The 24,898-nt window shown below is 64.2% G+C and carries 22 protein-coding genes; 10 read left to right on the forward strand and 12 right to left on the reverse strand.

Features of this window, described 5'->3' with window-relative positions:
* Positions 1-49 precede the first annotated feature (49 nt).
* Positions 50-2,092: an excinuclease ABC subunit UvrC gene (gene uvrC / locus OSH12_RS01845; RefSeq protein WP_266341798.1), complete on the reverse strand. Its 2,043-nt coding sequence runs from the start codon at positions 2,090-2,092 to the stop codon at positions 50-52.
* The gene (locus OSH12_RS01850; protein WP_266341799.1) at positions 2,056-2,820 is read right to left on the reverse strand and encodes an SDR family oxidoreductase; all 765 of its coding nucleotides are present in this window, start codon (positions 2,818-2,820) and stop codon (positions 2,056-2,058) included. Before OSH12_RS01850 ends, uvrC begins: the two co-directional genes overlap by 37 nt.
* Positions 2,821-3,175: 355 nt before the next feature.
* Between OSH12_RS01850 and OSH12_RS01855 the strand changes: the two genes are divergently transcribed.
* Entirely contained in the window at positions 3,176-3,826 is a 651-nt protein-coding gene (locus OSH12_RS01855; protein ID WP_266341800.1) for an outer membrane protein, read from the forward strand.
* Between the two features lie 163 nt (positions 3,827-3,989).
* Here OSH12_RS01855 and OSH12_RS01860 read toward each other — a convergent pair whose 3' ends face one another.
* From OSH12_RS01860 to OSH12_RS01875, 4 genes are read right to left on the reverse strand one after another with little or no spacing between them, the layout of a single operon-like run.
* The gene (locus tag OSH12_RS01860) at positions 3,990-4,835 is read right to left on the reverse strand and encodes an inositol monophosphatase family protein (RefSeq protein WP_266341801.1); all 846 of its coding nucleotides are present in this window, start codon (positions 4,833-4,835) and stop codon (positions 3,990-3,992) included.
* Positions 4,836-4,854: 19 nt separating this feature from the next.
* Entirely contained in the window at positions 4,855-5,457 is a 603-nt protein-coding gene (locus OSH12_RS01865) for a glutathione S-transferase N-terminal domain-containing protein (RefSeq protein ID WP_266341802.1), read from the reverse strand.
* Between the two features lie 59 nt (positions 5,458-5,516).
* Positions 5,517-6,212 (reverse strand): ribonuclease T2 family protein, encoded by a 696-nt coding sequence (locus tag OSH12_RS01870; RefSeq protein WP_266341803.1) that lies wholly within the window; start codon positions 6,210-6,212, stop codon positions 5,517-5,519.
* The gene (locus tag OSH12_RS01875) at positions 6,182-6,649 is read right to left on the reverse strand and encodes a hypothetical protein (protein ID WP_266341804.1); all 468 of its coding nucleotides are present in this window, start codon (positions 6,647-6,649) and stop codon (positions 6,182-6,184) included. Before OSH12_RS01875 ends, OSH12_RS01870 begins: the two co-directional genes overlap by 31 nt.
* A 173-nt stretch (positions 6,650-6,822) precedes the next feature.
* Here OSH12_RS01875 and OSH12_RS01880 point away from each other — a divergent pair, with 173 nt between their 5' ends.
* The gene (locus tag OSH12_RS01880) at positions 6,823-7,803 is read left to right on the forward strand and encodes a glutathione S-transferase family protein (RefSeq protein WP_266341805.1); all 981 of its coding nucleotides are present in this window, start codon (positions 6,823-6,825) and stop codon (positions 7,801-7,803) included.
* A 42-nt stretch (positions 7,804-7,845) separates the two neighbouring features.
* On the opposite strand, the gene OSH12_RS01885 is transcribed toward OSH12_RS01880, so the two are convergent.
* The 3 genes from OSH12_RS01885 to OSH12_RS01895 form a co-directional block, all read right to left on the reverse strand.
* On the reverse strand, positions 7,846-8,715 hold the full coding sequence (locus tag OSH12_RS01885; RefSeq protein ID WP_266342425.1) for a 23S rRNA (adenine(2030)-N(6))-methyltransferase RlmJ: 870 nt from the start codon (positions 8,713-8,715) through the stop codon (positions 7,846-7,848).
* Positions 8,716-8,815: 100 nt separating this feature from the next.
* The gene (locus OSH12_RS01890; RefSeq protein WP_266341806.1) at positions 8,816-9,265 is read right to left on the reverse strand and encodes a host attachment family protein; all 450 of its coding nucleotides are present in this window, start codon (positions 9,263-9,265) and stop codon (positions 8,816-8,818) included.
* A gap of 137 nt (positions 9,266-9,402) precedes the next feature.
* On the reverse strand, positions 9,403-9,852 hold the full coding sequence (locus OSH12_RS01895) for a GFA family protein (protein ID WP_266341807.1): 450 nt from the start codon (positions 9,850-9,852) through the stop codon (positions 9,403-9,405).
* 154 nt (positions 9,853-10,006) lie between these two features.
* Between OSH12_RS01895 and OSH12_RS01900 the strand changes: the two genes are divergently transcribed.
* Positions 10,007-12,094 (forward strand): molybdopterin-containing oxidoreductase family protein, encoded by a 2,088-nt coding sequence (locus tag OSH12_RS01900; RefSeq protein WP_266341808.1) that lies wholly within the window; start codon positions 10,007-10,009, stop codon positions 12,092-12,094.
* 70 nt (positions 12,095-12,164) lie between these two features.
* Positions 12,165-13,436 (forward strand): MgtC/SapB family protein, encoded by a 1,272-nt coding sequence (locus tag OSH12_RS01905; protein WP_266341809.1) that lies wholly within the window; start codon positions 12,165-12,167, stop codon positions 13,434-13,436.
* An 8-nt stretch (positions 13,437-13,444) separates the two neighbouring features.
* Here OSH12_RS01905 and purN read toward each other — a convergent pair whose 3' ends face one another.
* Complete coding sequence (gene purN, locus OSH12_RS01910) at positions 13,445-14,107, reverse strand: phosphoribosylglycinamide formyltransferase (RefSeq protein ID WP_266341810.1); 663 nt, start codon at positions 14,105-14,107, stop codon at positions 13,445-13,447.
* A 2-nt stretch (positions 14,108-14,109) separates the two neighbouring features.
* Positions 14,110-15,183: a phosphoribosylformylglycinamidine cyclo-ligase gene (gene purM / locus OSH12_RS01915; RefSeq protein WP_266341811.1), complete on the reverse strand. Its 1,074-nt coding sequence runs from the start codon at positions 15,181-15,183 to the stop codon at positions 14,110-14,112.
* Between the two features lie 206 nt (positions 15,184-15,389).
* On the opposite strand from purM, the gene OSH12_RS01920 reads away from it, so the two are divergent.
* The 6 genes from OSH12_RS01920 (at position 15,390) to OSH12_RS01945 (ending at position 23,499) form a co-directional block, all read left to right on the forward strand.
* Entirely contained in the window at positions 15,390-16,427 is a 1,038-nt protein-coding gene (locus OSH12_RS01920; RefSeq protein ID WP_266341812.1) for an acyltransferase family protein, read from the forward strand.
* A gap of 216 nt (positions 16,428-16,643) precedes the next feature.
* Positions 16,644-17,735: an AI-2E family transporter gene (locus OSH12_RS01925; RefSeq protein WP_266341813.1), complete on the forward strand. Its 1,092-nt coding sequence runs from the start codon at positions 16,644-16,646 to the stop codon at positions 17,733-17,735.
* 24 nt (positions 17,736-17,759) lie between these two features.
* Positions 17,760-18,467 carry a P-loop NTPase family protein gene (locus OSH12_RS01930; protein WP_266341814.1) on the forward strand — a complete coding sequence of 236 codons (708 nt, stop codon included), beginning with the start codon at positions 17,760-17,762 and terminating at the stop codon, positions 18,465-18,467.
* 78 nt (positions 18,468-18,545) lie between these two features.
* The gene (locus OSH12_RS01935) at positions 18,546-20,744 is read left to right on the forward strand and encodes an RNA degradosome polyphosphate kinase (protein ID WP_266341815.1); all 2,199 of its coding nucleotides are present in this window, start codon (positions 18,546-18,548) and stop codon (positions 20,742-20,744) included.
* Between the two features lie 55 nt (positions 20,745-20,799).
* Positions 20,800-22,287 (forward strand): exopolyphosphatase, encoded by a 1,488-nt coding sequence (gene ppx / locus OSH12_RS01940; RefSeq protein WP_456077691.1) that lies wholly within the window; start codon positions 20,800-20,802, stop codon positions 22,285-22,287.
* A 24-nt stretch (positions 22,288-22,311) separates the two neighbouring features.
* Entirely contained in the window at positions 22,312-23,499 is a 1,188-nt protein-coding gene (locus OSH12_RS01945) for a glycosyltransferase family 4 protein (protein WP_266341816.1), read from the forward strand.
* A 171-nt stretch (positions 23,500-23,670) separates the two neighbouring features.
* On the opposite strand, the gene rnd is transcribed toward OSH12_RS01945, so the two are convergent.
* Positions 23,671-24,849, reverse strand: coding sequence for a ribonuclease D (rnd, locus tag OSH12_RS01950; RefSeq protein WP_266341817.1), 1,179 nt, complete (start codon positions 24,847-24,849; stop codon positions 23,671-23,673).
* Positions 24,850-24,898 lie beyond the last annotated feature (49 nt).

Consider the following 24,898-nt stretch of genomic DNA (forward strand, 5'->3'; position numbering starts at 1 on the left):
TTTTCGGCGCTGCGAGACGCCAGCCCATTTGATGGGATGCGGCGTCTGCTTATTCGCCGTTGTCGTGGAAGAAGTCATAGATCGCGCGCGCCATCTGCTCCGAAATGCCGGGCACGCTGAGCAGGTCCGGTACGCTGGCGCGACCGACTGCCTTTGCCGTGCCGAAATGGCCGAGCAGGGCGCGCTTGCGCGTCGGGCCGATGCCGTCGATTTCGTCTAGCGGGTTCTTGGTCAGCGCCACCTTGCGCTTGGCGCGGTGGGTGCCGATGGCGAAGCGGTGGGCCTCGTCGCGCAGGCGCTGGACGAAATAGAGCACGGGATCGCGAGGCTGCAACATGAAGGCCTCGCGGCCGGGCACGAAGAACTTTTCGCGGCCTGCGTCGCGGTCCGGCCCCTTCGCGATACCGATCAGCGGCACCTGATCCGTCAGGCCCAGTTCGTCAATGATCGTCTGGGCGGCAGAGAGCTGTCCCTGTCCGCCGTCGACGAAGACAAGGTCCGGCCATGGCCCAAAACCGTCCTCGTCGCGTGGCGCCGTCTCGCGCGAGCCGACTTCCTTGACCAGCCGCGAGAAGCGGCGCGTCAGCACTTCGCGCATCATGCCGAAATCGTCGCCTGGCGTAATGTCTTCCGAGCGGATGTTGAACTTGCGGTATTGGTTTTTCACGAAGCCGGTCGGCCCGGCGACGATCATGCCGCCGACAGCGTTGGTGCCCATGATGTGGCTGTTGTCGTAGACCTCGATGCGACGCGGCGCGCTTTCGAGGCCGAAGGCGGCGGCAACGCCGTCCAGCAAACGCGCTTGGCTGGACGTCTCGGCCAGGTTTCGGCCAAGCGCTTCGCGCGCGTTGAGCAGCGCGTGGTCAACCAGATCCTTCTTCTCGCCGCGCTTCGGCACGGCGATCTCGACCTTATGCCCGGCATGCTCGGAGAGCGCCGCGGCGATCAGGTCCATTTCCTCGACTTCCTGACTGAGCAGGATGAGCGCGGGGACCGGCTTGTCCTCGTAAAACTGGGCGAGGAAGGCGCCAAGGATCTCGGCCGCGTCGAGGCTCTTGTCGGCGCGCGGATAGAAGGCGTGGTTGCCCCAGTTCTGGCCGGTGCGGAAGAAGAACACCTGCACGCAGCTCTGGCCGCCCTCCTGATGCACCGCCAGCACGTCGGCCTCGTCGACCGATTGCGGATTGATGCCCTGGTGCGACTGGACGTGCGACAGCGCAGCGATGCGGTCGCGATAGATGGCGGCGCGTTCAAAGTCGAGATCGGCCGAAGCGGACTCCATCGCACGGGCGAGGTCCGTCTTGATCGCAGACGATTTGCCGGTGAGAAACCCCTTGGCCTCGCGGACAAGCTCCGCATAGTCGTCGAGCCCGATTTCGCCGGTGCAGGGCGCCGAGCAGCGCTTGATCTGGAACAGCAGGCAGGGCCGCGTCCGGCTTTCGTAGACGGAATCGGTGCAGGTGCGGATCAGGAAGGCGCGCTGCATGGCGTTCATCGTCGTGCCGACAGCGCCGGCCGAGGCGAACGGGCCGAAATAGTCGCCCTTGCGCGAGCGCGCGCCGCGATGCTTGACCAGTTGCGGCGCCTCGTGGTCGCCGGTGATCAGGATATAGGGAAACGATTTGTCGTCGCGCAGCAGCACATTGTAGCGCGGCCGCAGGCGCTTGATCAGGTTCGCTTCCAGCAGCAGCGCTTCCGTCTCGGTCCGCGTCGTGACGAATTCCATCGTCGCGGTCTGCTGGATCATGCGGATGATCCGGTTCGACTGCATGCCGATGCGCGTGTAGCTGGTGACGCGCTTCTTCAGGTTCCGCGCCTTGCCGACATAGAGAACGTTGCCGCTCTGGTCGAACATCCGGTAGACACCCGGCGCGTTGGGCAGGCGCGTGACGAAATCGGCGATGACCGCCGCCCCCTGCCCACGTGACAGGAACTCGCCACCCGCTTCGAAGGGGGCAAGATCGGCCGTCGCGGGCCCCGGCGCGTCGGGCTCGTCGACGATCTCCGTCTCGGGGCCGTTCTCGGGCTTGTCGCTGTCGGGAGGGGGCAGGGTGTTCACTCGTTGATGCCTACGATATCCGGCGTTTCCCATGCCAGATGCTGCCCGCCATCGAGCGCGATCATCTGGCCGGTGATGGACCGTGTTTCATACAGATATCGTATCGTTTGTCCGAATTCGCAAAGGTCGGGGCCGTGACGCAACAGCACGGCCTCGGCCTGCTTGCGGAATTCGGCCGGATCCTGGCGCGGCGAGGGCAGGGTTGGGCCTGGTCCGATAGCGTTGACGCGGATGCGCGGCGCCAAGGCCTGCGCCAGCGTGCGGGTCGCCGTCAGCAGGCCGGATTTCGAAAGCTGGTAGGACAGGAAGTGCGGCGTTGTCTTCCAGGCGCGCTGGTCGATCATGTTGACGACAAGCCCCTCGCGGTCGGCTGGGAGCTGGGCGGCAAAGGCGTCGGCGAGAAAAACGGGCGCGGCAAGGTTAACCGCCAGCTGTCGCTGGAAGCGCTCGGCATCAAGCGAGCCGATGCCGTCCGCCTCGAAGATCGAGGCATTGTTGACGAGCAAAGTCAGCGGCCCGAGCGCTTCGGCCGCCTTCGCGGGCAGCGCGCGGGCGGCGTCGAGATCGGCGAGGTCGGCGGTGACCACCGCTGCGCGACCACCCTGAGCGCGGATGTCGCTGGCGAGCGCTTCGGCGACATCGACCGAGCTTCGACAATGGATGGCGACGGCGAAGCCGTTTTTCGCGAGGTCCTCGACGATCGCCCGGCCGATTCGCCGCGCGCCGCCCGTGACCAGCGCTATGCCCTTTTCATCCATCATTTTGCCTGCCGATCATACGAATCCGTGGTGCTGCGAAGATAGGGTGGCGCGCTCATTTCGGTAAGCCTTCATTAGGCTTCGTTAAATGTGGTCAACACCTGCGTCGACATGATGTCCGACGGTTCAATTAGGGGCGAAAAAAGTCGCTAAAATTTTCATTAAATCAGCGACTTAGTGACGATTTGCGTGATTTTGGCAACGCGTGCCGAATGCCTCGAACATGCCGCAATTCCTGTCATGTTCTGCCGCAATGAGAGGGTTAATTCAAACCATCGGATCGGGGGCAAACGACGGCCTCCGGATCCAGCTTTGTAAGATTTAGTTCAGTACGATTTTAGTACGCATGGAGACCAAGATGCTGCGTATCCGCACCCTCTCCCTCGGCGCCCTGGCGCTCGCTCTTTCGGCAGCCCCGGTTCTGGCTGCGGACCTCACCTACGAGCCCGCACCGGCTCCGATGGCCGCTGCTCAGGCATTCAGCTGGACCGGCCCGTATGTCGGCGCCATGGTTGGCTACGGCTGGTCCTCCAACGATGCAGACACGCTCGGCGCGTTCGGTAGCGTCAACGGCAGCGGCTTCAAGGGCGGCCTGTACGCTGGTTACAATTTCGATCTCGGCAACCAGTGGGTTGTCGGCGCAGAAATCGACGCCAACCTTGATGACGTCAGCGGTTCGAATGTCATCGGTGGCGTTCGTCAGAAGTGGGACGGCACGGCCCGCGCTCGCGTTGGTTATGCCTTCGATCGTTACCTCGCTTACGGCACGGGCGGTGCAGCCATCTCGGCAGCCAAGGCTACGGTCAATGGCCTCGGTTCGGACGATCAGACCCACATGGGCTGGACCGTTGGCGCCGGCGTCGAAGCTCAGGTCTGGAACAACGTCACGGCTCGCGTCGAGTACCAGTACGCTTCCTTCGGCAAGGAACACTACAACATCGGTACGAGCGGCACCGACATCGACTTCAGCACCAACACGATCCGCGCTGGTGTTGGCGTAAAGTTCTAAGATCGGTTCTCTCGAACTGGATCAAAACGCCGGCGGGGCAACCCGCCGGCGTTTTTCGTTTGGGCGCCGCTCTCGCGCTTCGGCGTCGCTCGCCATTGGCGTTGCCGCGCAAAAAAAGAGCACCGGCGCGAACCGATGCTCTCAGAGTTATGCGCTGCGCAGATCAGGCGCGGGCGTGCTCCGTCCCGGCAAACAGGGCGGCGTGCAGTTCGTGCCAGCTCGCTTCGTTCGACGCGCAGAGCAGGCCGCCTTCGCGGTGGGCCGCCAGATAGGGGCTGCCGTCGAAGCGAGCCGAATAGCCGCCGGCCTCCTGATGGATCAGCCATCCGGCGACGTGATCCCAGACCGTCAGCTTGGTGAAGAGCGCGAAGTGGCTGTGGCCGCCGGCCAGCATCCGATATTCATGCGCTGCGCAGCGGTAGTTGGCCGCCGAGCGGGTCGAGGCCAGATTGGCGCAAACGCGCGAGCGCGTCGGCTCCGGCAATTGCGACCACGAAGCCGTGCCGGACATCTGCTTCACCGGCTTTGACTTGGCGACCTTCAGGTCGTTGCGGCCGCCATCGGCTGTTTCCGTCCACGCGCCTTCGCCCCGAACCGCGATGGTCCAGTCGCCGCCGACGGGGTCGAGGATGATGCCGCCCACTGTCTCGCCGCGAACGACGACACCGGCCATGACGCCGAACAGCGTCAGTCCGGATGCGAAATTCTTGGTGCCGTCGACGGGATCGACGACAAAGGCGAGATCGGCGCCTTCAAGATGATCCAGGAGCGTCTCGTCCGCCGAAACGGCCTCTTCGCCGATGACCACGGCGCCGGGGAAGGCCTTGCCGAGGGCGGCGGTGATCATCCGTTCGGCCGCTTCGTCCGCGTCGGTGACGAGGTCTTCGGCCGAGGTCTTCTGGCGGATGGCGCCGTCGCTGAGATGACGGAAGCGCGGCAGGATCTCGGTGTCCGCTGCGTCGCGCAGGATCTGGGCAACGGTCTGGGCATCGCCCACTGAAAAGCTCATCTTGATCTCCGGGGGTCGTTCAGATTTTGACGCGCGTCAGTTCGAAGCTGGGGACGCGGGCCGCGAAGTCATCGAGGAAGGCGACAAGCCTTGGGTGGTCTGCACGCCATTTTCCCGCGAAGCGCAGGTCGAGATAGCCAAGCATGCAGACGAGCGCAATCGAGCTGACATCGACGGTTCCGTCGAGCGGCAGCGCTTCGGCGGCGGCGAGACCACGCTGGATCTTCTCCTGCTGATGCGTCTTCCATGTGGCGCTCTGCAGGGCTTCATCACGCCAGCGGCCTTCATAGACCAGGAGGAGGGCGGCGTCGGCGATACCGTCGGCCAGCGCCTGGATAGCCAGTGTCGGATAGCGCTTCTCGGCTTCATTCGGGATGATCTTCCCGCTGCCGGCCAGATGGTCGAGATACTCCAGGATGACGCGGGAATCGTAGAGCACCGTGCCGTCTTCGAGGATCAGTGCCGGAATCTTGCCGAGCGGATTTTGCTGGCGCAGCACGTCGGTCGGGTCGCTCGTGTCGGCGGCGACGATATCAATCCGGTCCGTCAGGCCGAGGTGATGAGCCGCGATCTTGACCTTGCGCCCGAAGGGGGACGCTGGAGAACTACGCAGAACGAGCAAGGCGAGGGTCCTTCAAACAACAAAGTGGTCTGGCCGAGGCCCCGCTTTGAATTCGAGCGTCAGCGTACCGGCGGCATCCCGACGCTCTTGGCTCGGCAGGCCTTGCGGTCCACCTCGGCACAGGCGCGGAACTGGAGGTCCTTGGTCATGCAGATCCGCACTTCCTTCAGCCGGCGCGAGTCGCAGCTGACCGCGATGCCGCTGGCCTTGAGGCCGGGATTGGCGGCAATGAAGGCGGCTTCGACCGCTTGCGGGGCGACGTTGACGAAGTCCGGAAGGTCCACGAACTGTTTGGGAATGCGCACGGCATCATGCGCCTGTCGCGTCAGGTCGAAATAATCGGCCGGCTCCAGCCCGGAGCAGGAGCCGTGCGCGCGCCATTGGTGCCGCACCAGCGAGGGGCTCGGCATCACGTCCAGCATGCTGTCGACGAGACGACGCGGAATGCCGCTACGCGGTCCTGCGTCGCAATTTCTCGGCGAGCCGCGCTCATATTGCGGCCAGAGCCCGTGTACGACAAAGGCGAAAGGGCGGGGGCCGCCACACTGGATGCGGTCCGAGCGACCACGATCCTGGCAATAGGTCGGAGACCAGGACAGCGACAGCACGTAGAAGTCGAAATCGCCCGGCGTATCGGCCGCAGCCGGCAAGGCCGCCGTCCATCCGACGAAAAGCGCTAGCAGGCCGAAGACCAGTCCGCGCAAGGCGGCAATGCGATGCACCGTCAGTACCGACCGGCGCGAACCGTGCGGCACGCGGCATCATGTACCCGCCAGGGATCCTGTCCGGATACGCAGAAATCGACATACCAGCCGATCGAGGCGAAGCCCATGCGCTCCTCGATCAGGTAATAGACCGCCGTGGGACGGATATCGTCGGCGATATAGACGTCGGCCTTGCAGAAGCGGCGGTCGATCAGGCCCGGATCGCCGGGGCGAAACTCGGTCTCCTGGGTCGCGGCGACTTCGCGGAAGGCAAGGTTGTTGCCCCATGTGTGGGTGTTTGCCCAATGATAGCGCTTGGCCATGTTGGAGAGCACAGCGGGCGCATCGCAATTCGGCACGCTGCCACGGTCCCAGCCCCTGCGCACCTCCTGCTCGCCATAGCTGCCGTCATAGTCGGCGGCGAGGGCGGCGCCCGAGCCCACAAGCGTGGCGGTGAGGGCGAGGGCGGCGAGAAGGCGACGGATCATGGTTGCGATTCCCCAGAGGAGGCTTTGAAAGACGATGCGTCACACCCCCGGCATGGTCAAGCGCGCACTGGCTTCGACCGGGCAGGGTGGTGAACAGTTCGTCGCCGTGTGGACGGCTGGCAACACGTCCCGTTTGCTCCAATATGTCGCTCAACAAGGAATGGAGCATCGATATGGGACTTCTGGTCGACGGAATTTGGCAGGACCAATGGTATGACACGCGCAACACCGGCGGTCGTTTCGAGCGCAGCGCCGCCGGCTTTCGCAACTGGGTGACGGCGGACGGAAGTCCCGGGCCGACGGGTCAGGGCGGCTTCAAGGCCGAACCGGGCCGTTATCACCTCTATATCGCGCGCGCCTGTCCGTGGGCTCACCGTGTCATGATCTTCCGCGCCTTGAAGGGGCTGGAGGGAATGATCGACTATTCGGTTGTCCACTGGCTGATGGGCGAGCATGGCTGGACCTTCGCGCCGGGCGAGGGCGTCACCGCCGACAAGATCAACGGCTTCGAATATCTCCATCAGGTCTACACCAAGGCCAATCCCGACTATTCGGGCCGCGTCACGGTGCCGGTGCTTTGGGACAAGCAGACCGGGACGATCGTCAGCAATGAATCGTCCGAGATCATCCGCATGCTGAATTCAGCCTTCGACGGTGTCGGCGCCAAGCCTGGCGACTATTATCCCGAGGCGCTGCGGTCCGAGATCGACGCGCTCAATGCGCGGATCTACGACACGGTCAATAACGGCGTCTACAAGGCCGGCTTCGCCACCAGCCAGTCGGCCTATGAGGAAGCGCTCCATCCGCTTTTCGCCAGCCTCGATTGGCTGGAGGGCCTGCTTTCGCGGCAGCGCTACGTCGCGGGAGATCGGTTGACGGAAGCGGACTGGCGTCTGTTCACGACGCTGCTGCGCTTCGATCCCGTCTATGTCGGCCACTTCAAATGCAATCTGCGCCGGCTCGTCGACTATCCGGCGCTGTGGTCCTACACGCGAGAACTCTATCAGGTGGCCGGTATCCGCGAGACGGTCGATTTCGACCACATCAAGCGGCACTATTACGAGAGCCACAAGACGATCAACCCAACCGGTATCGTCCCGGTCGGCCCGATCCTCGACTTCGACGCCAGGCCGGATCGCGTGATCGCGGCCTGACCATCCTGAAACCCACGCGTCCCGCTTCGATGGCGGGGCGCGCTATTTCTCGCCGCGCAGCCACCAGACGCGGCGGCCGGCCTTGTCGGACTCGGCCAGGATCGGCGCGAGGCCGGTCAGCAGCGTATCGAGCGTGCGGTCGAGCTGCCAGGGTGGGTTGCAGATGATGAGGCCGGTGCCGTTGAACGTGTCGGGATTCGACCGCTCGCGGATCCAGAGTTCGGCTCCCAGCAGCTTGGTGATGCCGCTTTCCGCCAGCCGCCGGTGGAAGTTCGATACCGCGCCAAGGTCCTTGATTGGATACCAGAGCGCGAAGGTGCCGGTCGGCCAGCGCTGATATGCCTTCTCGAACCGCTCGGACATCGTCTTGAATTCGTCCGGCTGTTCGAACGGCGGATCGATCAGCACCAGCCCGCGCCGCTCCTTCGGCGGCACGAACGAGCCAAGCGCCAGCCAGCCGTCCAGTTCGATTGCCTTGACCTGGATGTCGCCGGCGAACCGCGCCGCCAGCGTCGCATGATCGGTCGGATGCATTTCGACCGCCGTCATCCGGTCGGTCTCGCGCAGGAGATGACGGATGATCCAGGGCGAGCCGGGATAGTGCTTCAGCTTGCCGTTCGGATTGGCGGCGGCGACGGTTGCCAGATATGGCGCCAGCGCTTCGGCGAGCTTGCGCGTCAGTTCGACCGCCGGCTTGCCGTCAGGGCGCAGCAGCTTGCCGATGCCACCCTGCCATTCACCCGTCTTGCCCGCCTCGGTGGCGGTCAGGTCGTAAAGGCCGGTACCGGCATGGGTGTCGATCACCCGGAACGGCTTTTCCTTGACCTTCAGATGCTCGATGAGCAGAGCGAGGATGGCGTGCTTGACGACATCGGCGAAATTTCCGGCGTGATAGGCGTGACGATAATTCATGCCCACGGTGTTGGCATTGCCAAGGCGGCGGTGCAAGGGCGATTCAAGCGTCGTTCGAATTATGAGGCGAACAGAGGCAGGGGCACCCTCCGCCCGTCGTTCAGGCCGCGAGCAGGCGCTGGATCTCCCCGACGGGAACGGATGTCAGCGTCTTCGTCACTTCGCCGTGGATCCGATCGCTGACCTGCTTGTGGAAGCTCTGTCGCAGCGCGCCCAGAATTTTGGGCGGCGCGACGATCACCAATTCGGTGAAAACATTCTCGAGAGCGGCTCGATAGAGCGCCTCCGCGATGATGCCTGCGAATTTCTGCTCTTCCAGCGTATGCCAATCCGTCTGTTCAACGGCGCTGCGGGCGGAGCCGACGCTCTGCATGACGCGGCCGGGACGGTCACTGCCCTGTTCGCGCGTCGACGGATTATACGGGCTGCCTATGATCTGCTCGACCGCCAGATCCAACTCTTTTGGCGTGCCTCGATTGCGCAGGAACAGTGCCTTGCGTCCATCACCGACGAGGATGAGAGCTTTGTTGTGAATGAGAAAATCGGCCATGGCGAACCTTCCTGATTACTGGAAAGAACGGTGGCGCCCCCCAGAATGGAGGGGCGCCTGTCGGAGCAACCGCGCAACGATATCAGGCTCTTACGTCATCACTTCCCGCTGGCTAAACATCTCCGCATAGCCAGCGATCATGTCATGCCTACATAGCTATCCTCCGGCGGAAGGGCGGCAAAGCTGCGCACCGCCGGTGTGGTCGCCCAGGGGAGCTTTTCGCTCGTCCACGTCTCCATGTAGGGCGCGAACCAGCTTGGATCATCGAGCATGGTCGGACGGAGATTGACGAAAAAGTCGATGCCCTCGGGCCGGGTGAACATCCACGACATGCAATGACCGCAGAAATAGTGCTTCGAGGCGCCGTGCAGGCCGCCGATGACGGGTTCGCCCTTCGTCACCTCGAAGGCGGGGCTGGGGATGGCGGCCGAGAGCGAGTAGGCGCTTGACGACATTTTCTGGCAGCCAGTGCAGTGGCAAGCCATGGTGAGGAGCGGCGGGGCGCTGATTTTCAGCCGCACCGCGCCGCAGCGACAACCGCCCTCGCGCACAAATGCACCGCCGTTTGGGTTCGTCGGATCGCTCATCTCGGTTCCTTCGTGTGGTTCGACGCCACAGGATCCGCCTGAGGAACGCTGCTGTCAAAGGGCGCGGCGATGCGCCGGGGGCGCGGTTTGCTCCGGCCATGGACCGCGCCGCAATATAGCGCGATAACGGGGTGACACACGGAAACACCACGCCATGAATGCTCCCGCCTTCCCCCGTACCGGTCATTCGGCCTGTCCGCATGATTGCCCGTCGACCTGCGCGCTCGATGTCGAGATTCTCGCGGGCAACAAGATCGGCCGCATCCGCGGGGCGAAGGACAACGACTATACCCAGGGTGTGATCTGCGCGAAGGTCGCGCGCTATGCCGAGCGGGTGAACAATCCGAACCGCTTGACGCAACCCCTTCGCCGCAAAGGCGAAAAGGGATCTGGCGAATGGCAGTTTATTGACTGGGAAGATGCGCTCGACGAAGTGGCTGAGGCCTTCCTGAAGGCCGAGGCCAAGCTCGGCGCCGAGACGGTCTGGCCATACTACTATGCCGGAACGATGGGCCTGGTGCAGCGCGACGGCATCAACCGGCTACGCCATGCGAAGCGCTATTCCGGCTTCTACGGCACGATCTGCACCAACATGGCCTGGACGGGATACATTGCCGGGACGGGCAAGATCGCCGGCTCCGATCCGCGCGAGATGGCGAAGTCGGATTGCGTGGTGATCTGGGGGACCAATGCGGTGGCAACCCAGGTCAATGTCATGACTCACGCCATCAAGGCGCGCAAAGAGCGCGGCGCCAAGATCGTCGCGATCGACATCTACCAGAACGAGACGATGAAGCAGGCCGATCTCGCGCTGTGCCTCAAGCCCGGCACCGACGCGGCGCTTGCCTGCGCCGTCATGCACATCCTGTTTCGCGATGGCCACGCCGACCGTGCCTATCTGGCCCGCTATACGGACGAGCCGCAGGCGCTTGAGGCGCATCTGGCCGACAAGACGCCGGAATGGGCGGCCGCCATCACCGGGCTCGATGTCGCCGAGATCGAAGCGTTCGCTACCCTGATCGGCACGACCAGGAAAACGTTCTTCAGGCTCGGCTATGGCTTCTCAAGACAACGCAACGGCGCGGTGGCGATGCATGCGGCGCTGTCGATCCCGGCGGTGACCGGCGCCTGGCAATATGAAGGCGGCGGCGCGTTCCATTCGAACAGCGGCATCTTCCATCTCGACAAGACGGCGATCGAGGGGCTCGATCTGCTCGACCCAAGCGTGCGCCAACTCGACCAGTCGCGCACCGCATCGGTGCTTACCAACGATCCCGACGCGCTGGCCGGCGGGCCGCCGGTGACGGCGATGATCATCCAGAACACCAATCCGGTAACGGTTTGCCCCGACCAGACGCTGGTGAAGCAGGGCTTCGCCCGGCCGGATCTTTTCGTCGCGGTGCATGAGCAGATCATGACCGATACGGCGAGGATGGCCGATATCGTGCTGCCGGCGACGATGTTCCTGGAGCATGACGACATCTACAAGGGCGGCGGCCACCAATACATCATCCTCGGCCCCAAGCTGGTCGATCCGCCGGCCGAATGCCGCACCAATCATCAGGTGATCGCAGGCCTCGCCAAGCGGCTGGGGCTGGAGCAGCCGGGCTTCGCCATGACCGAGCGCGAGCATATCGACCTGATGTTGCAGCGTTCGGGCTGGGGCACGCTGGCCGATCTCGAACAGACGCGCTGGATCGATTGCCAGTCGGATTTCGAAACCGCGCATTACCTCAACGGTTTCGGCCATGGCGACGGAAAATATCATTTCCGCGTTGATTGGACCGCTGTCGATAGCGAGAACTATGGCGCGGTCGGTCCGCACGCCGATATGCCGACGCTGCCCGACCACTGGGGCTCGATCGAGGCGGCCGACGAGGCGCATCCATTCCGCCTGGCCACCTCGCCGGCAAGGCAGTTCCTGAATTCGACCTTCAACGAGACGCCAACTTCGATCGGGCGTGAGCGCCGGCCGGAACTGATGATCCATCCAGACGATGCCGCCGGTCTCGGCCTCGCGGAAGAGGATCTGGTCAAGGTCGGCAACACGCGCGGCGAGGTCAAGCTGCATGTGAAGCTCTTCGACGGGTTGAAGCGCGGCGTGGTGATCTCGGAAGGTCTCTGGCCCAACAGCGCCTTTATCGACGGCAAGGGCATCAACACGCTGACGGGCGCCGACCCGGTGGCGCCTTTCGGTGGCGCGGCGGTGCATGACACCAAGGTCTGGGTGAAGGCAGCCTGAGGCGGCCCTCTGGCTCGCGGTGCGTCTGCCGCTATGATCGAACGCGTTGATACTTTGCCGGAGAAGGCGCGTGGATGAGTTTGAGCCGTTCTATCGCCTCGCCGTGGCTGCCGCGATCGGCTTGACGGTTGGCGTCGAGCGTCATTGGCGCGAGCGCGAGGCGGCGTCGGGCCAGCGAACCGCCGGCATCCGCACCTTTGCGCTGATTGGAATGCTCGGCGGTGCCGCCGGGCTGGTCGAAGCGGCGCTTCCTGCCGGAGGGGCGCCCGGCATTGTTGTCGCTGGGATCTTCCTCGCCTTCGCCGGCATCTTCGCCTTCTACAAATGGCGCGAGGCGCAGGCGGAATCCGATTTCAGCGTGACGACCGTTGTCGCGGCGATGGTCACCTATCTGTTCGGAGTTCTGGCAGTGGTCGGTGACCTCCGGCTGGCAGCCGCCGGCGCCGTTGGACTGACGGCGATACTCGCCAGTCGCGAGCCGTTGCACCGCTTCATCGAGCGCCTCAGCTGGGTCGAGTTGCGATCGGCCATCATTCTGCTGGCGATGAGCTTTGTCATCCTGCCCCTACTGCCCGCAACGCCGTTCGGCCCCTTCGGAGGCGTCTCGCTGCGGGCGGTCTGGTCGCTGGCCATCCTGCTCGCGGCCATTTCCTATGTCGGTTACGTCGCCGTTCGCGTGTTTGGTGCCGGGCGCGGGGAACTGGCGGCAGGGGCGGCGGGCGGGCTGATTTCCTCGACTGCGCTGACACTCGGCAACGCGCGACAGGCGGCTGACGGTGGCGACGCTCACCGGCTGGCGGCCGGTGCGGCGGTGGCGGGCAGCGTGTCCTATCTGCGGACTGCCATACTCGCGGTCGGGCTCGTCCCCGCGCTGGCCTCGGTGCTGCTGCCACCGCTCATCCTCGGCGCGCTAGGTATGGCTGCGGGAGCTGCGTGGCTGATGCGCGGGCGGATTGCCGCACCGCATGAAGCCCCGCCGATCGGCAATCCGTTTGACCTCGCCGGGGTCCTGAAGGTCGCGCTGTTCCTCGCCGCGATCGGCTTTGCTGTGCGCGCGGCGTCTTCCGTCTTCGGTCCCGCCGGCATTGTCGCGGTGTCGGCGCTGGCCGGCATAGCCGACGTCGACGCCGCAACGGTGACGGTGACGGGGCTTCCATCGCTGGATATCAGGATCGGGGCGTTGGCCATCGCTTCGGCCGTGGCGGCGAATACCGTCGCCAAGGCCATCTACGCGCTGGTGATCGGCGGCGCACGGTTCGGACGCCTGTTCGGCGTCATATCGGCCGTAACCCTGCTGGTCGGCACCGCCGCGTTCCTGCTGGCGCGCGGCGTGGCCGGTTGAGAGCCGCCCTAGCCGACGAAGCTCGGGCTCACCAGCATGCCGCCCAGCTCGGCCGGCAGGTCACTTTGGATCACGAGGCGCTCATTCTCGGCCGTTGCCAGGCCGGAGGCGACGAGGGCGAGCGCCAGCGGATAGAGCTGATGCTCGGCCGTCAGCACGCGCTTCGAAAGCGTGTCGGGCGTGTCGTCAAACGCGATCGGCACGGCGGCCTGACCGATGATCGGGCCGGAATCCATCTGCGTGCGGACGAAATGCACGGTGCAGCCGGTCAGCCGCATACCGGCTTCGATTGCCCGCTCATGCGTGTCGAGGCCGGGGAAGAGTGGCAGCAGCGATGGATGGATGTTGATCATCCGGTCGCGCCAGCCTTCGACAAAACCATCGGTCAGGAGACGCATGAAGCCGGCGAGGCAGACAAGGTCGATGTTTTCGGCGCGCAGGCGCGCATCCATCGCCGCGTCGAATTCGGCGCGGCTGGCATAGGCCTTGTGGTCGATGACGGCGGTGGCGATGCCGGCCTCGGCGGCGCGGACAAGCCCGCCCGCATCGGCGCGGTTTGCCACTACCAGCGCGATCTCGGCCGGATAGTCGGGATCGGCGGCCGCCTCGATCAGCGCCGTCATGTTCGAGCCGCGGCCCGAGATCAGGATCGCGACCCGCTTTCTCGCCATCGTCAAAGCGCCAGCGCGCCGGAGAACTCGACGCCTTCGCCGGTGCGCGGCACCAGCGTGCCGAGCCGCATGACGGTCTCGCCTTCGGCGGCCAGCGCCGCCGTGACGGCGTCCGCATCCTCGGCTCCGACGACGACGATCATGCCGACACCGCAGTTGAAGGTGCGCAGCATCTCGTGTTCGGCGACGCCGCCGGTTTTCGCCAACCAGCCGAAGACCGGCGGGACGTTGACGGCGTCAAGATCAACGGAAGCGGCCAGCGCGTCCGGCAGCACGCGCGGGATGTTGTCGACGAAGCCACCGCCGGTGATGTGCGCCATCGCCTTGATCGCGCCGGTGGCGCGGATGGCGGCGAGCAGCGGCTTCACATAGATGCGCGTCGGCTCCAGCAAGGCGCGGCCTAACGAAAGCTCCGGCGCGAACGGCGCGGAGGCGTCAAAGCCAAGGCCCGATAGCTCGACGATCTTGCGAACCAGCGAGAAACCGTTCGAATGCACGCCGGACGAGGCGAGGCCGAGCAGCACGTCGCCTTCGGCAACGTCGGGGCGCGGCAACAGGCCGGTACGCTCGACGGCGCCGACGGCGAAGCCGGCGAGGTCATAATCGCCTGCCTTGTAGAGGCCGGGCATCTCGGCCGTCTCGCCGCCGATCAGCGCGGCGCCGGCGATGCGGCAACCTTGCGCGATACCGGCAACGACGGTCGCGGCTTCCTGAGGATCGAGCTTGCCGGTGGCGAAGTAGTCGAGGAAGAACAGCGGCTCGGCGCCCTGGACGATCAGGTCGTTGACACACATGGCGACGAGATCGATGCCGACCGTGTCATGGATGCCGGTGTCGATCGCGACCTTGAGCTTGGTGCCGACGCCATCATTGGCGGCGACGAGCAGCGGATCGGTATAGCCGGCCGCCTTCGGATCGAAGACGCCGCCGAAGCCGCCGATGTCGGCGTCTGCGCCGGGGCGACGGGTCGCCTTGACGAGCGGCTTGATCATATCGACCAAGCGATTGCCGGCGTCGATATCGACGCCTGCGTCGGCGTAGCTGAGGGCGTTTTTGGCGCCGGTCTTTTCGGTCATCGAAGGATCCCGGTTGCTTTGCGCAGGGAGGACCACATCCGCGCCGTCGCCGTCAACCTTTATCGCGGCAAAACCGCGACCGTGGAGGCGTCCGGGCCGCCCCGCGCAGAGTGATGCAGCGTTAAGCTGTTTATGCGATGTCTTGAGTTGGCACGTGGCGCGCTATCAGTCCGGGCGATGGAGGGGAAAGCCCGGTGAAGAGGGAAATGAAGTCAATTCAATACCTTAGGGCTATCGCCGCCCTGATGGTTGTCTTCTTTCACCTCGAATTGCAACTGACGGGGCTGGGCTATCGGGGCTTCTGGCCGACTGGCCTCGCTGGCGGCGTCGACATCTTCTTTGTCATCACCGGATTCATCATGTGGGTGACGACCTATGACCGAGATGCGTCGCCGGTGTCATTTTATCGCCGCCGCCTGGTGCGGATCGTGCCGCTCTACTGGCTGCTGACCAGCGTCATCCTCCTGGTCCTGATTGTGCGCCCGTCGACATTGCAGAGCGGTGCTTTCGACCTCGGCCATATCGTCCGTTCATACCTCTTCATCCCGTCGCTCCATCCGGTCCTCAACGACATGCAGCCGTTGCTCGTTCCGGGCTGGACCCTGAACTACGAGATGTTCTTCTATCTCCTCTTCGGCGCCAGCCTTCTTCTCGACCGGTCGCGACGCCTGGCCGTGGTGGTCGGCGCTCTTGCCGTCCTGGTGTTGGTTAATGTGCTGGCGGCGCCTGATCCGAACACACTGCTCGGCTTCTACACAAGCAAGCTGATCCTCGAATTCGCGCTCGGGCTCGTCATCGGCAGCCTGTTCACGAGCGGCGCGCGCCTGCCAGGCTGGCTCGGGTGGGGGATGGTTGTGTCCGGCTTTGTCGCACTTTTCGGCCTCAGCGTCGCACTGCCCGAGGCGGATCGCCTGTTCAAGCTGGGCGTGCCGGCAGCCATCATCGTTGCAGGCGCCCTCGCGGTGGAGCGCGGCGGCGGCGGCGTTCATTCCTGGCCACTGCTTCACGGGCTCGGCGACGCCTCCTATTCGATTTATCTCTCACACGGCATCGTCCTGTCCGCGCTGGGGCAGGCGGCGCGCCGCTTCGAGATCGCCAGTGTTCCCGGCGGGCTTCTCGGCTTTTCGGCGGTCGCCATCGCCGCTACCGCCATCGTCGGCTTGCTGCTCTACCGCTATGTCGAGAAGCCGGTCCTGATGTTGATGACGCGGCAACTCGCTCCACGCACGCAGCTCGAGGCGTGAGTTTCTCGAGTCTCCCGGAAGATGCGCGTCCCGCGGCGACGCTTGCAGGGCCGGGCGGTCAGCCGAGACGGTGGGAACGCCGTTCGAATGTGCCTTGGTTCCGGTAACTTGCAATCGCCTCGCCTTGACCGCTTTGCCATGCAAGCCCTATCTGGAGCGCAATGGATCGAGGCGGATGGCCCGGCCGACCGATGAAAACGAGAGGGCGCCTGCGCCGTGAATCTGCAACGTCACATCGGGTTTTGGCTGGGCGCGCTCCTGGTCTTCGTCGTTTTCCTTTTTGTGTTCAGCAACGTCCTCTTGCCGTTCCTGGTCGGCATGGCGGTAGCCTACGGGCTGGATCCGATCGCCGATTGGTTGGAGCGACGCGGCCTGAGCCGGCTCGCGGCATCGCTGGTGATCCTGATCGGCTTCATCTTGCTGCTGGTGCTGCTGGTACTCCTGATCGTGCCCCTGCTGGTCAATCAGCTCGCCGGCCTGGTCGACAAGGTCCCTACCTATGCGGTGCAGGTGCAGGCGCTGGTGCAGGCGTTCCTCGAAACGCGCGTCGGCCAGATGCTTCAGGTCGATCCTGACCAGCTGAAGAATTCCATGGGCACGCTGATGACCGAGGCCGCAGGCTGGCTTTCGACGGTCCTGAAGTCGCTGTGGAGCGGTGGCTCGGCGCTGGTAGACGTCGCGGCGCTCTTCGTCGTGACGCCGGTCGTGGCCTTCTACATGCTGATCGACTGGGACAAGATGGTGGCGCGGATCGACAGCTGGGTGCCGCGCGACAATGTCGAGACGGTGCGCGCCATCGCCCGCGACATCGACCACGCGATTGCGGGTTTCGTGCGCGGGCAGGGGCTCGTCTGCATGCTGCTCGGCTGCATCTATGCCTTTGGACTGATGCTGATCGGATTGAATTTCGGCCTGCTGATCGGCATCGGCGCGGGCATTCTGTCCTTCATTCCTTATGTCGGCACGACGGTCGGCTTTATCGTCGGTGTCAGCGTCGCGCTGGTGCAGTTCTGGCCGGAGTGGCCGTGGATCGGCGCAACGGTGCTGGTCTTCATGGTCGGCCAGTTCATCGAAGGCAACATCCTGCAGCCGCGGCTTGTCGGGCGCAGCGTCGGGTTGCATCCCGTCTGGCTGATGTTCGCGCTGTTCGCCTTCGGTGCGCTGTTCGGCTTTGTCGGTCTTCTTGTGGCTGTCCCGGCCGCTGCGGCCGTCGCTGTCTTGATGCGCTTCGCGATTGCGCGCTATCTGACGAGCCCGATCTATCGGGGGCAGGCGGGCGGTGACGACCAGCCCCCCGCGCTTGGTTGAGCGGTGTCGTTCGAGCGTATTCCTATGAGTGATTCCCAGCGGCAATTGCCGCTTTCGCTGCCGCACAGCGCCGCCATGACGCGCGCGGATTTCATCGTCGGGCGGGCCAACCAGTCGGCTGTCGCCCTGATTGATCGCTTTCCCGATTGGCCCAATCCGGTGGCGCTTCTTGTCGGTCCGGTCGGTTCGGGCAAGACCCATCTCGGCCAGATCTGGAAGGCGGCCACCGGCGCTGTCGAGATCGCGGCCCGCGATCTGGCAACGACCGGGCTGGACGAACTCGTCGGCGAAAGCCCCGTTCTGGTCGAGGATCTGCACGAAGAGGGCGTCTCGCAGCCGGCGCTCTTCCATCTGTTCAATCTGGTGCGCGAGCGCCGCGTCGCGGCACTTCTGACCAGCCGGGTGCCGCTGCAGGCGCTGGATTTCGCCTTGCCCGATCTCAACTCGCGTCTGCGCGCCACGGTCCCGGTCGAATTGCGCGAGCCGGACGACGAGTTGCTGGCTCGCGTCATCGTGAAGCTTTTTGCCGATCGGCAGGTGGCGGTGGACCCCGCTGTGGTCGATTTCATCAGTCGACGCATGGAGCGCTCGCTGGGGGCGGCAAACCGGCTGGTTGAGCTTCTCGATCATGAAGCCCTGGCGGCGGGACGGCCGATCACCCGGCAATTGGCGGCGGCCGTGCTGACGCGGGAGGCCGGCGATGAGCCGGAATTACCTTTTGACGGCGAATGATCGCTTTGCGCTCCGTTCCTGAGGCAATTGTCACAATTCGCGTGTATCCTCGCGGAAAGATGCGATTGGAAGAGCGATATGGACCAGAAGAATCCTGACGCGGAGGCGGCGCTGGCTGCCCTCAAGATTGAAGCGAAAGACGCGAACCGGCTGCGCCACAGCCCGGAGCGCTTCATAAATCGCGAGATCTCCTGGCTGGAGTTCAATCGCCGCGTTCTCGAGGAATCGGGCAACCCGCAGCATCCGCTGCTGGAGCGCCTGCGGTTCCTGTCGATCTCGGCCAATAACCTCGATGAGTTCTTTATGGTGCGCGTCGCTGGCCTTCGCGGTCAGCAGCGCGAAGGCGTGAGCATGACCAGCGACGACGGCCTGACGCCGAGCGAGCAACTGGTCAAGATCGCCGATGCCGTTGGTCAGTTGGCATCCGAGCAGCAGAACCGCTGGGCGGAGCTGCGCGGCGAACTCGCCATTGCCGGCATCATGCTGGTCGATCCGGTGGACCTCAAGGACAGCGAACGCGGCTGGCTTGAGGGCTATTTCATGGACTCGATCTTCCCGGTCCTGACGCCGCTCGCCATCGACCCGGCGCACCCGTTCCCGTTCATCCCCAATCTCGGCTTCTCGCTGGTATTGCAGCTCGTTCGCCTTGCGACCGGCAATCGCATGACGGCGCTGCTGCGCGTGCCGATGACGCTAGACCGCTTCATCCGCCTGCCGGCGTCCGAAACTGGAATCGAGCGCTTCATCAGCCTCGAGAATGCGGTCTCGCTGTTCACGGCACGGTTGTTCCCGAGCTACACGATCGAGGGCGTCGGCGCTTTCCGCATCATTCGCGACTCCGATATCGAGGTCGAGGAAGAAGCCGAGGATCTCGTTCGCTTCTTCGAGACGGCGCTGAAGCGTCGCCGGCGCGGTTCGGTGATCCGGTTGGAGATCGAATCGGCCACGCCGGACGCCTTGCGCAATTTTGTTGCCGGTGCGCTCGCCGTGCTGCCGGACGAGATATTCCTGGTCAACGGCATGCTGGCGCTCAACGACTTGGCGCAGCTTGTCGGTATCGACCGGCCCAACCTCAAATTTCCGCCCTATCAGGCCCGCTTCCCCGAGCGTATCCGCGAAAATGGCGGCGATTGCTTCGCGGCAATCCGCAAGAAGGACCTGATCGTCCACCATCCCTACGAGTCGTTCGACACCGTGGTGCAGTATCTGCGCCAGGCAGCGCTGGATCCGGATGTCGTGGCGATCAAGCAGACGCTCTATCGGACATCGAAGGATAGCCCGATCGTCAAGGCGCTGCAGGAAGCCGCCGAAGCCGGCAAGTCGGTGACGGCGCTGGTCGAACTCAAGGCACGGTTCGACGAGGAAGCCAACATCAAGTGGGCGCGCGATCTGGAGCGCGCTGGCGTGCAGGTCGTCTATGGCTTCATCGAGCTGAAGACCCACGCCAAGCTGTCGCTGGTGGTTCGCCGCGAGGGCGGAGCGTTGGTCAGCTACGTCCATATCGGCACGGGCAACTACCACCCCGTCACCGCCCGCGTTTACACGGATTTGTCCTATTTCTCGGATGATCCGGCGATCGCCCGCGATGTGGCGCGCATTTTCAATTACATCACCGGCTATACCGAGCCTGTGGAAATCGAGCGCCTTTCGACATCGCCGCATTTCCTGCGCAAGCGCATCCTCGATCTGATCTATGCCGAGATCGACCATGTGAAGGCCGGACGGCCCGGCGCGATCTGGATGAAGATGAATTCGCTCGTCGATCCGCAGATCATCGATGCGCTCTATGATGCCAGCCGGGCCGGGGTCGAGATCGATCTCGTCATCCGCGGCATCTGTTGCCTGAGGCCCCGAGTGCCGGGCCTTTCAGACCGGATCCGGGTCAAATCCATCGTGGGCCGTTTCCTGGAGCACGCCCGCATTCTCTGCTTCGGCAATGGCCACGGGTTGCCCTCGCCGGAAGCGATCGTCTATATCGGGTCAGCAGACCTGATGCCGCGGAACCTCGATCGTCGCGTGGAAGCGATGATCCCGATGCTGAATCCGACCGTGCACGAACAGGTGCTCGATCAGATCATGGTCGCCAACATGAAGGACAACCAGCAGAGTTGGGAAATCCAGCCTGATGGAACGTCCCGAAGGATCGTGCCGCGCAAGGGCGAAGAAGTCTTCAACGCCCATCAGTATTTCATGACAAACCCGAGTCTATCTGGCCGTGGAAAATCGCTCAAAAACAGCTCCCCTCGGTCAATCGGAAGCCGACCTGCCAAGCCCTGACGATAGTTCCAGCGCGGCTGGGGCTGCCCAGCCGCATGAGTATGCGCCGGGGCGGCTGAATGGCAGCGGTCCCGTCGCGATCATCGACATTGGTTCCAACTCGGTTCGACTCGTCGTCTATGAGCGCATGAGCCGCACGCCGATGCCCCTTTTCAACGAAAAGGAGTTGGCAGGCCTCGGCCGTGGCATCGCTGCCACCGGTCGTCTCAATGATCAGGCCGTTCAGGCCTCGTTGGACGCAATTCGCCGCTTCATGGCGCTTTGCGAGCAGATGCACGTCAAGTCGGTGCATGTGCTGGCGACCGCCGCGGCGCGCGAGGCAACGAACGGCCCGGATTTCCTCGCTCAGGTCGAGGAAATCACCGGCGTCGACGTAGCCCTGCTGAGCGGCCCGGAAGAGGCGCGGCTTTCGGCCATGGGAGTGCTTTCGGGCATTCATGATCCGGACGGTATTGCCGGCGATCTCGGCGGCGGCAGCCTCGAAGTCGTCGATATCAAGAGCGGCGAGATTGGCCTCGGCGAGACCTTCCCGCTGGGCGGACTGCGGCTCGAGGAAGTGTCCGAGAAGACGCTGAAGAAGGCCGAGAAGATCGCCACCGATGCGCTGGCGAAATCGACAGTCCTCCTGCAGGGGCAGGGCCGGCCGTTCTACGCGATCGGTGGCACGTGGCGTTCGCTCGCAAGACTTCACATGCGCCAGAAGGGCTATCCCCTTCATATCATGCACGAATATGCAATTCCGGCGGACGAGGCTCTCGATTTCTGCCGGATGGTCGCGCGTCGCGATGCCGAGTCGCTCGATTCGATCGAGGCGGTCTCGAAAAGCCGTCGCCTTCTCCTGCCCTATGGCGCCATCGTGCTGGAGCAGGTCATCCGGGTGATGAAGCCGTCGGTGATCATCCTGTCGGCGCTCGGCGTGCGCGAAGGCCTGCTCTACGACCTGCTCGACGCGGAAACCCGCACCCAGGATCCGCTCCTGGCCGCCGGCGAAGAACTGGCGCTGCTGCGCTCGCGTTCGCCCGGCCATGCTCGCGAACTCGGTCCCTGGACCGGGCAGGCGCTTGCCGCCATCGGAATCGACGAGACGCCCGAGGAAGCGCGCTTGCGCACGGCGGCCTGCCTTCTGGCCGATATCGGCTGGCGTGCTCATCCCGATTATCGCGGCGAGCAGAGCCTCAACATGATCGCCCACGGCTCGTTCGTCGGCATCGATCACCCCGGCCGCGCCTATCTGGCCCTGGCAAATTATTATCGGCACGAAGGGCTCGGCAACGAGCTCATGTCATCGCGCATCCGCGAGTTGGCGACGACGCGGCTGATCGAACGGGCCCGCGCTCTCGGGGCGGCGCTGCGCGTTGCCTATCTCGTCTCCGGTTCGATGGCCGGTGTCATTCCGCGCACGCGGATCGAGGTCCGCGGCGACGAGCTGACGCTCGTCCTGCCGTCGGACCGCGCCATGCTCGCCGGTAGCCGCCTGCAGCGCCGTATCGCGCAGCTGGCCAAGCTCGGCGCCATGAAGCCGGCCATCGTCATCGAAGACTGACTGCCCGAAAGAGATCACCTACATATGTCGTCCATCGTCATCGCGGACACGAGCAGTTCCTATAACGGCCGTGACCTTGAACTTCGTCCGTTGAGAGGTACGGAGACTTCTGTCATCCGTCTCGCGCGGGCCCTGGCGCGACGTGGCCATCAGGTGACCGTCTATACGCGCGCGCTCGAATCCATCGAGAACGAGGGCGTCAGCTGGCGTCCTCTGTCGGAAGGGCTGCCGGAGAGCTGCGACCTCTATCTCCCGGTGCATCAGACGAAACTGCTTGGCCTGGTCCGTCGTCCCAAACGTCTGGCCCTTTGGGTGGCGTGGCCCGCGAACCAGCTCAGTCACTACAAGCGGCTGCCGGCGATGTGGTGGTATAGGCCGATCCCGGTGCTGATGAGCCTCTATCAGGCTCACGCCTATTCGCGGCTGCTCCCCCGTCGGGATCCGCAGATTGTGATTCCGCACGGCCTGCCGGACGACATACGGGGTCTGCCGCCCTTGAGTGTTCCGCCGCAGCCGCACGCCATCTTCGCGTCCGATCCGACCCGGAATCTCTATGCCGTCGTTTCGATCTGGGCCGAGCGGATCCTGCCAAAATGTCCGAACGCCATCCTCGACATCTATGGTGTCCACGGGGTCAAGGACGGGGAGGACCCCTGGACGGTCTGGGGCGGCAAGTTCCTGCCCGCGAATCTGTCGGCCGCCCAACGCGAATCGATCAAGATCCATCCGAGCGTGACGCGCGCCGAACTGATCGCCGCGATGCGTCAGTCCCGCGCCATGCTCTATCTCGGTCACAAGACGGAGGCGTTCTGCCTCTCCGTGGCGGAAGCTCAGGCGCTCGGCGTCCCCGCGGTGCTGGCGCCGACGACCTGTTTGCCGGAACGTATCGTCGATGGCGTCACCGGTTTCCTGCGCTCCGACCCGCAAAGCTTTGCCGACGCCGCGATTTCGCTTCTGTCCGACGACGCTGTCTGGCGTCACCACCACGAGGCGGCACTGCGCTTGCGCCAAGGGATTTCCTGGTCGGAAATGGCGGCACGGCTGGAACTGGCGCTTCTGTCGGATCGCATCCCCCTCGATTGGGGCGTGAATGATCCGTCGGTCGCCGAACGTGACGTCGATCCGTATGATCTGAAGACGAAGGGTCCGCTGGACGCTGCAGCGCTTCGGGTTCCGCTCGATCAGAGTTCGCCGGAGATCTTCCGGCGCTAGAGCGTTTTCGAGCGAAGTGGATACCGGTTCGCGGGCCTGTTCCGTGTTTCCACGAAACGACGAACGGCTCCAGACCCTGATTGCGCTTTCAGCGCAGCGCTCCGGTGATGGGTCGCGACGTTCGAGCACTCCCTGATGGCGATCGCCATCAGGGAGTGAATCTCAAGCGTTTCAGGCGGCTTCGATCGCCGGCTTCGGCTGGTCGCCGACAATCGTGACGCGGCGTCCATCGAGACGCAGCGAGATATCGCCCCGCTTCAGCTTCAACGCCTGCTCGCCGAACAATTCGCGCCGCCATCCATGCAGCGGCGGTACGTCGGCGTTGTTGTCACCGGCAATCGCTTCCAGATCATCTACCGTGGCGATCACGCGGGCCGCGACGCCATGCTCTTCGCTGGTCATCTTGAGCAGGACCTTCAGCAGGTCGACCGCCGCGCCGTTGCCGTCCGAGGCCGGCTTGACCTTGGGGACCTTGGGCAGCTTGTCCTTCGGCAGGTCGACAGCCTTCTTGACGACTTCAAGAATGTCTTCCGCCGTGCGCGACCGCTCAAAACCACGCGGAATCGTGCGCAGCCGTGCCAATGCCTCGGCGGTGGTCGGATGCTGCTCGGCGATCTCGTAGATCGCGTCGTCCTTGAGAATGCGGCCGCGCGGTACGTCGCGGGCCTGTGCCTCACGCTCGCGCCAGGCGGCGATTTCCATCAGCACGGCCAGTTGCAGCGGCTTCTTGATCCGCATCTTGAGGCGCTTCCAGACATTGGCCGGATCCACCTGATAGGTGTCGACCGAGGTCAGGACGCTCATCTCTTCCGCAACCCACTCGTTGCGGTTTTCCTGGTCGAGCTTCTGCTTCAGCGCCAGGTAGACGTCGCGCAGATGGGTGACGTCGGCGATCGCATATTCGATCTGCTGCGGCGTCAGCGGGCGACGGCTCCAGTCGGTAAAGCGCGACGACTTGTCGATCGGATGGCCGGTGATCCGGCCGACCAGCTGATCATAGCTGATCGATTCGCCAAATCCGCAGACCATGGCCGCGACCTGGCTGTCGAAAATAGGATGGGGGAGGATGCCGCCCAGATGCCAGACGATTTCGATATCCTGCCGGGCGGCGTGGAAAACCTTCACCACGGACTCCTTCGCCATCAGGGCGAAGAAGGGGGCGAGGTCCAGGCCCGGAGCTTCAGCGTCAATAACCACCGCTTCGTCCGTGCTCGCGATCTGGATGATGCAGAGCTTCGGCCAATAGGTGGTCTCGCGCATGAACTCCGTGTCGACAGTCACGAATTCGAACTTGGAAAGGCGTTCGCAAGCGGCGGCGAGGTCTTCGGTTGTCGTAATGATATCGGTCATGAAGCTTCTAATAGCGCAGGCGAGGCGGCTTGTCGCGGGGGGAGGCGAC

Source organism: Kaistia terrae (assembly GCF_026344005.1).
Lineage (GTDB): Bacteria > Pseudomonadota > Alphaproteobacteria > Rhizobiales > Kaistiaceae > Kaistia > Kaistia terrae.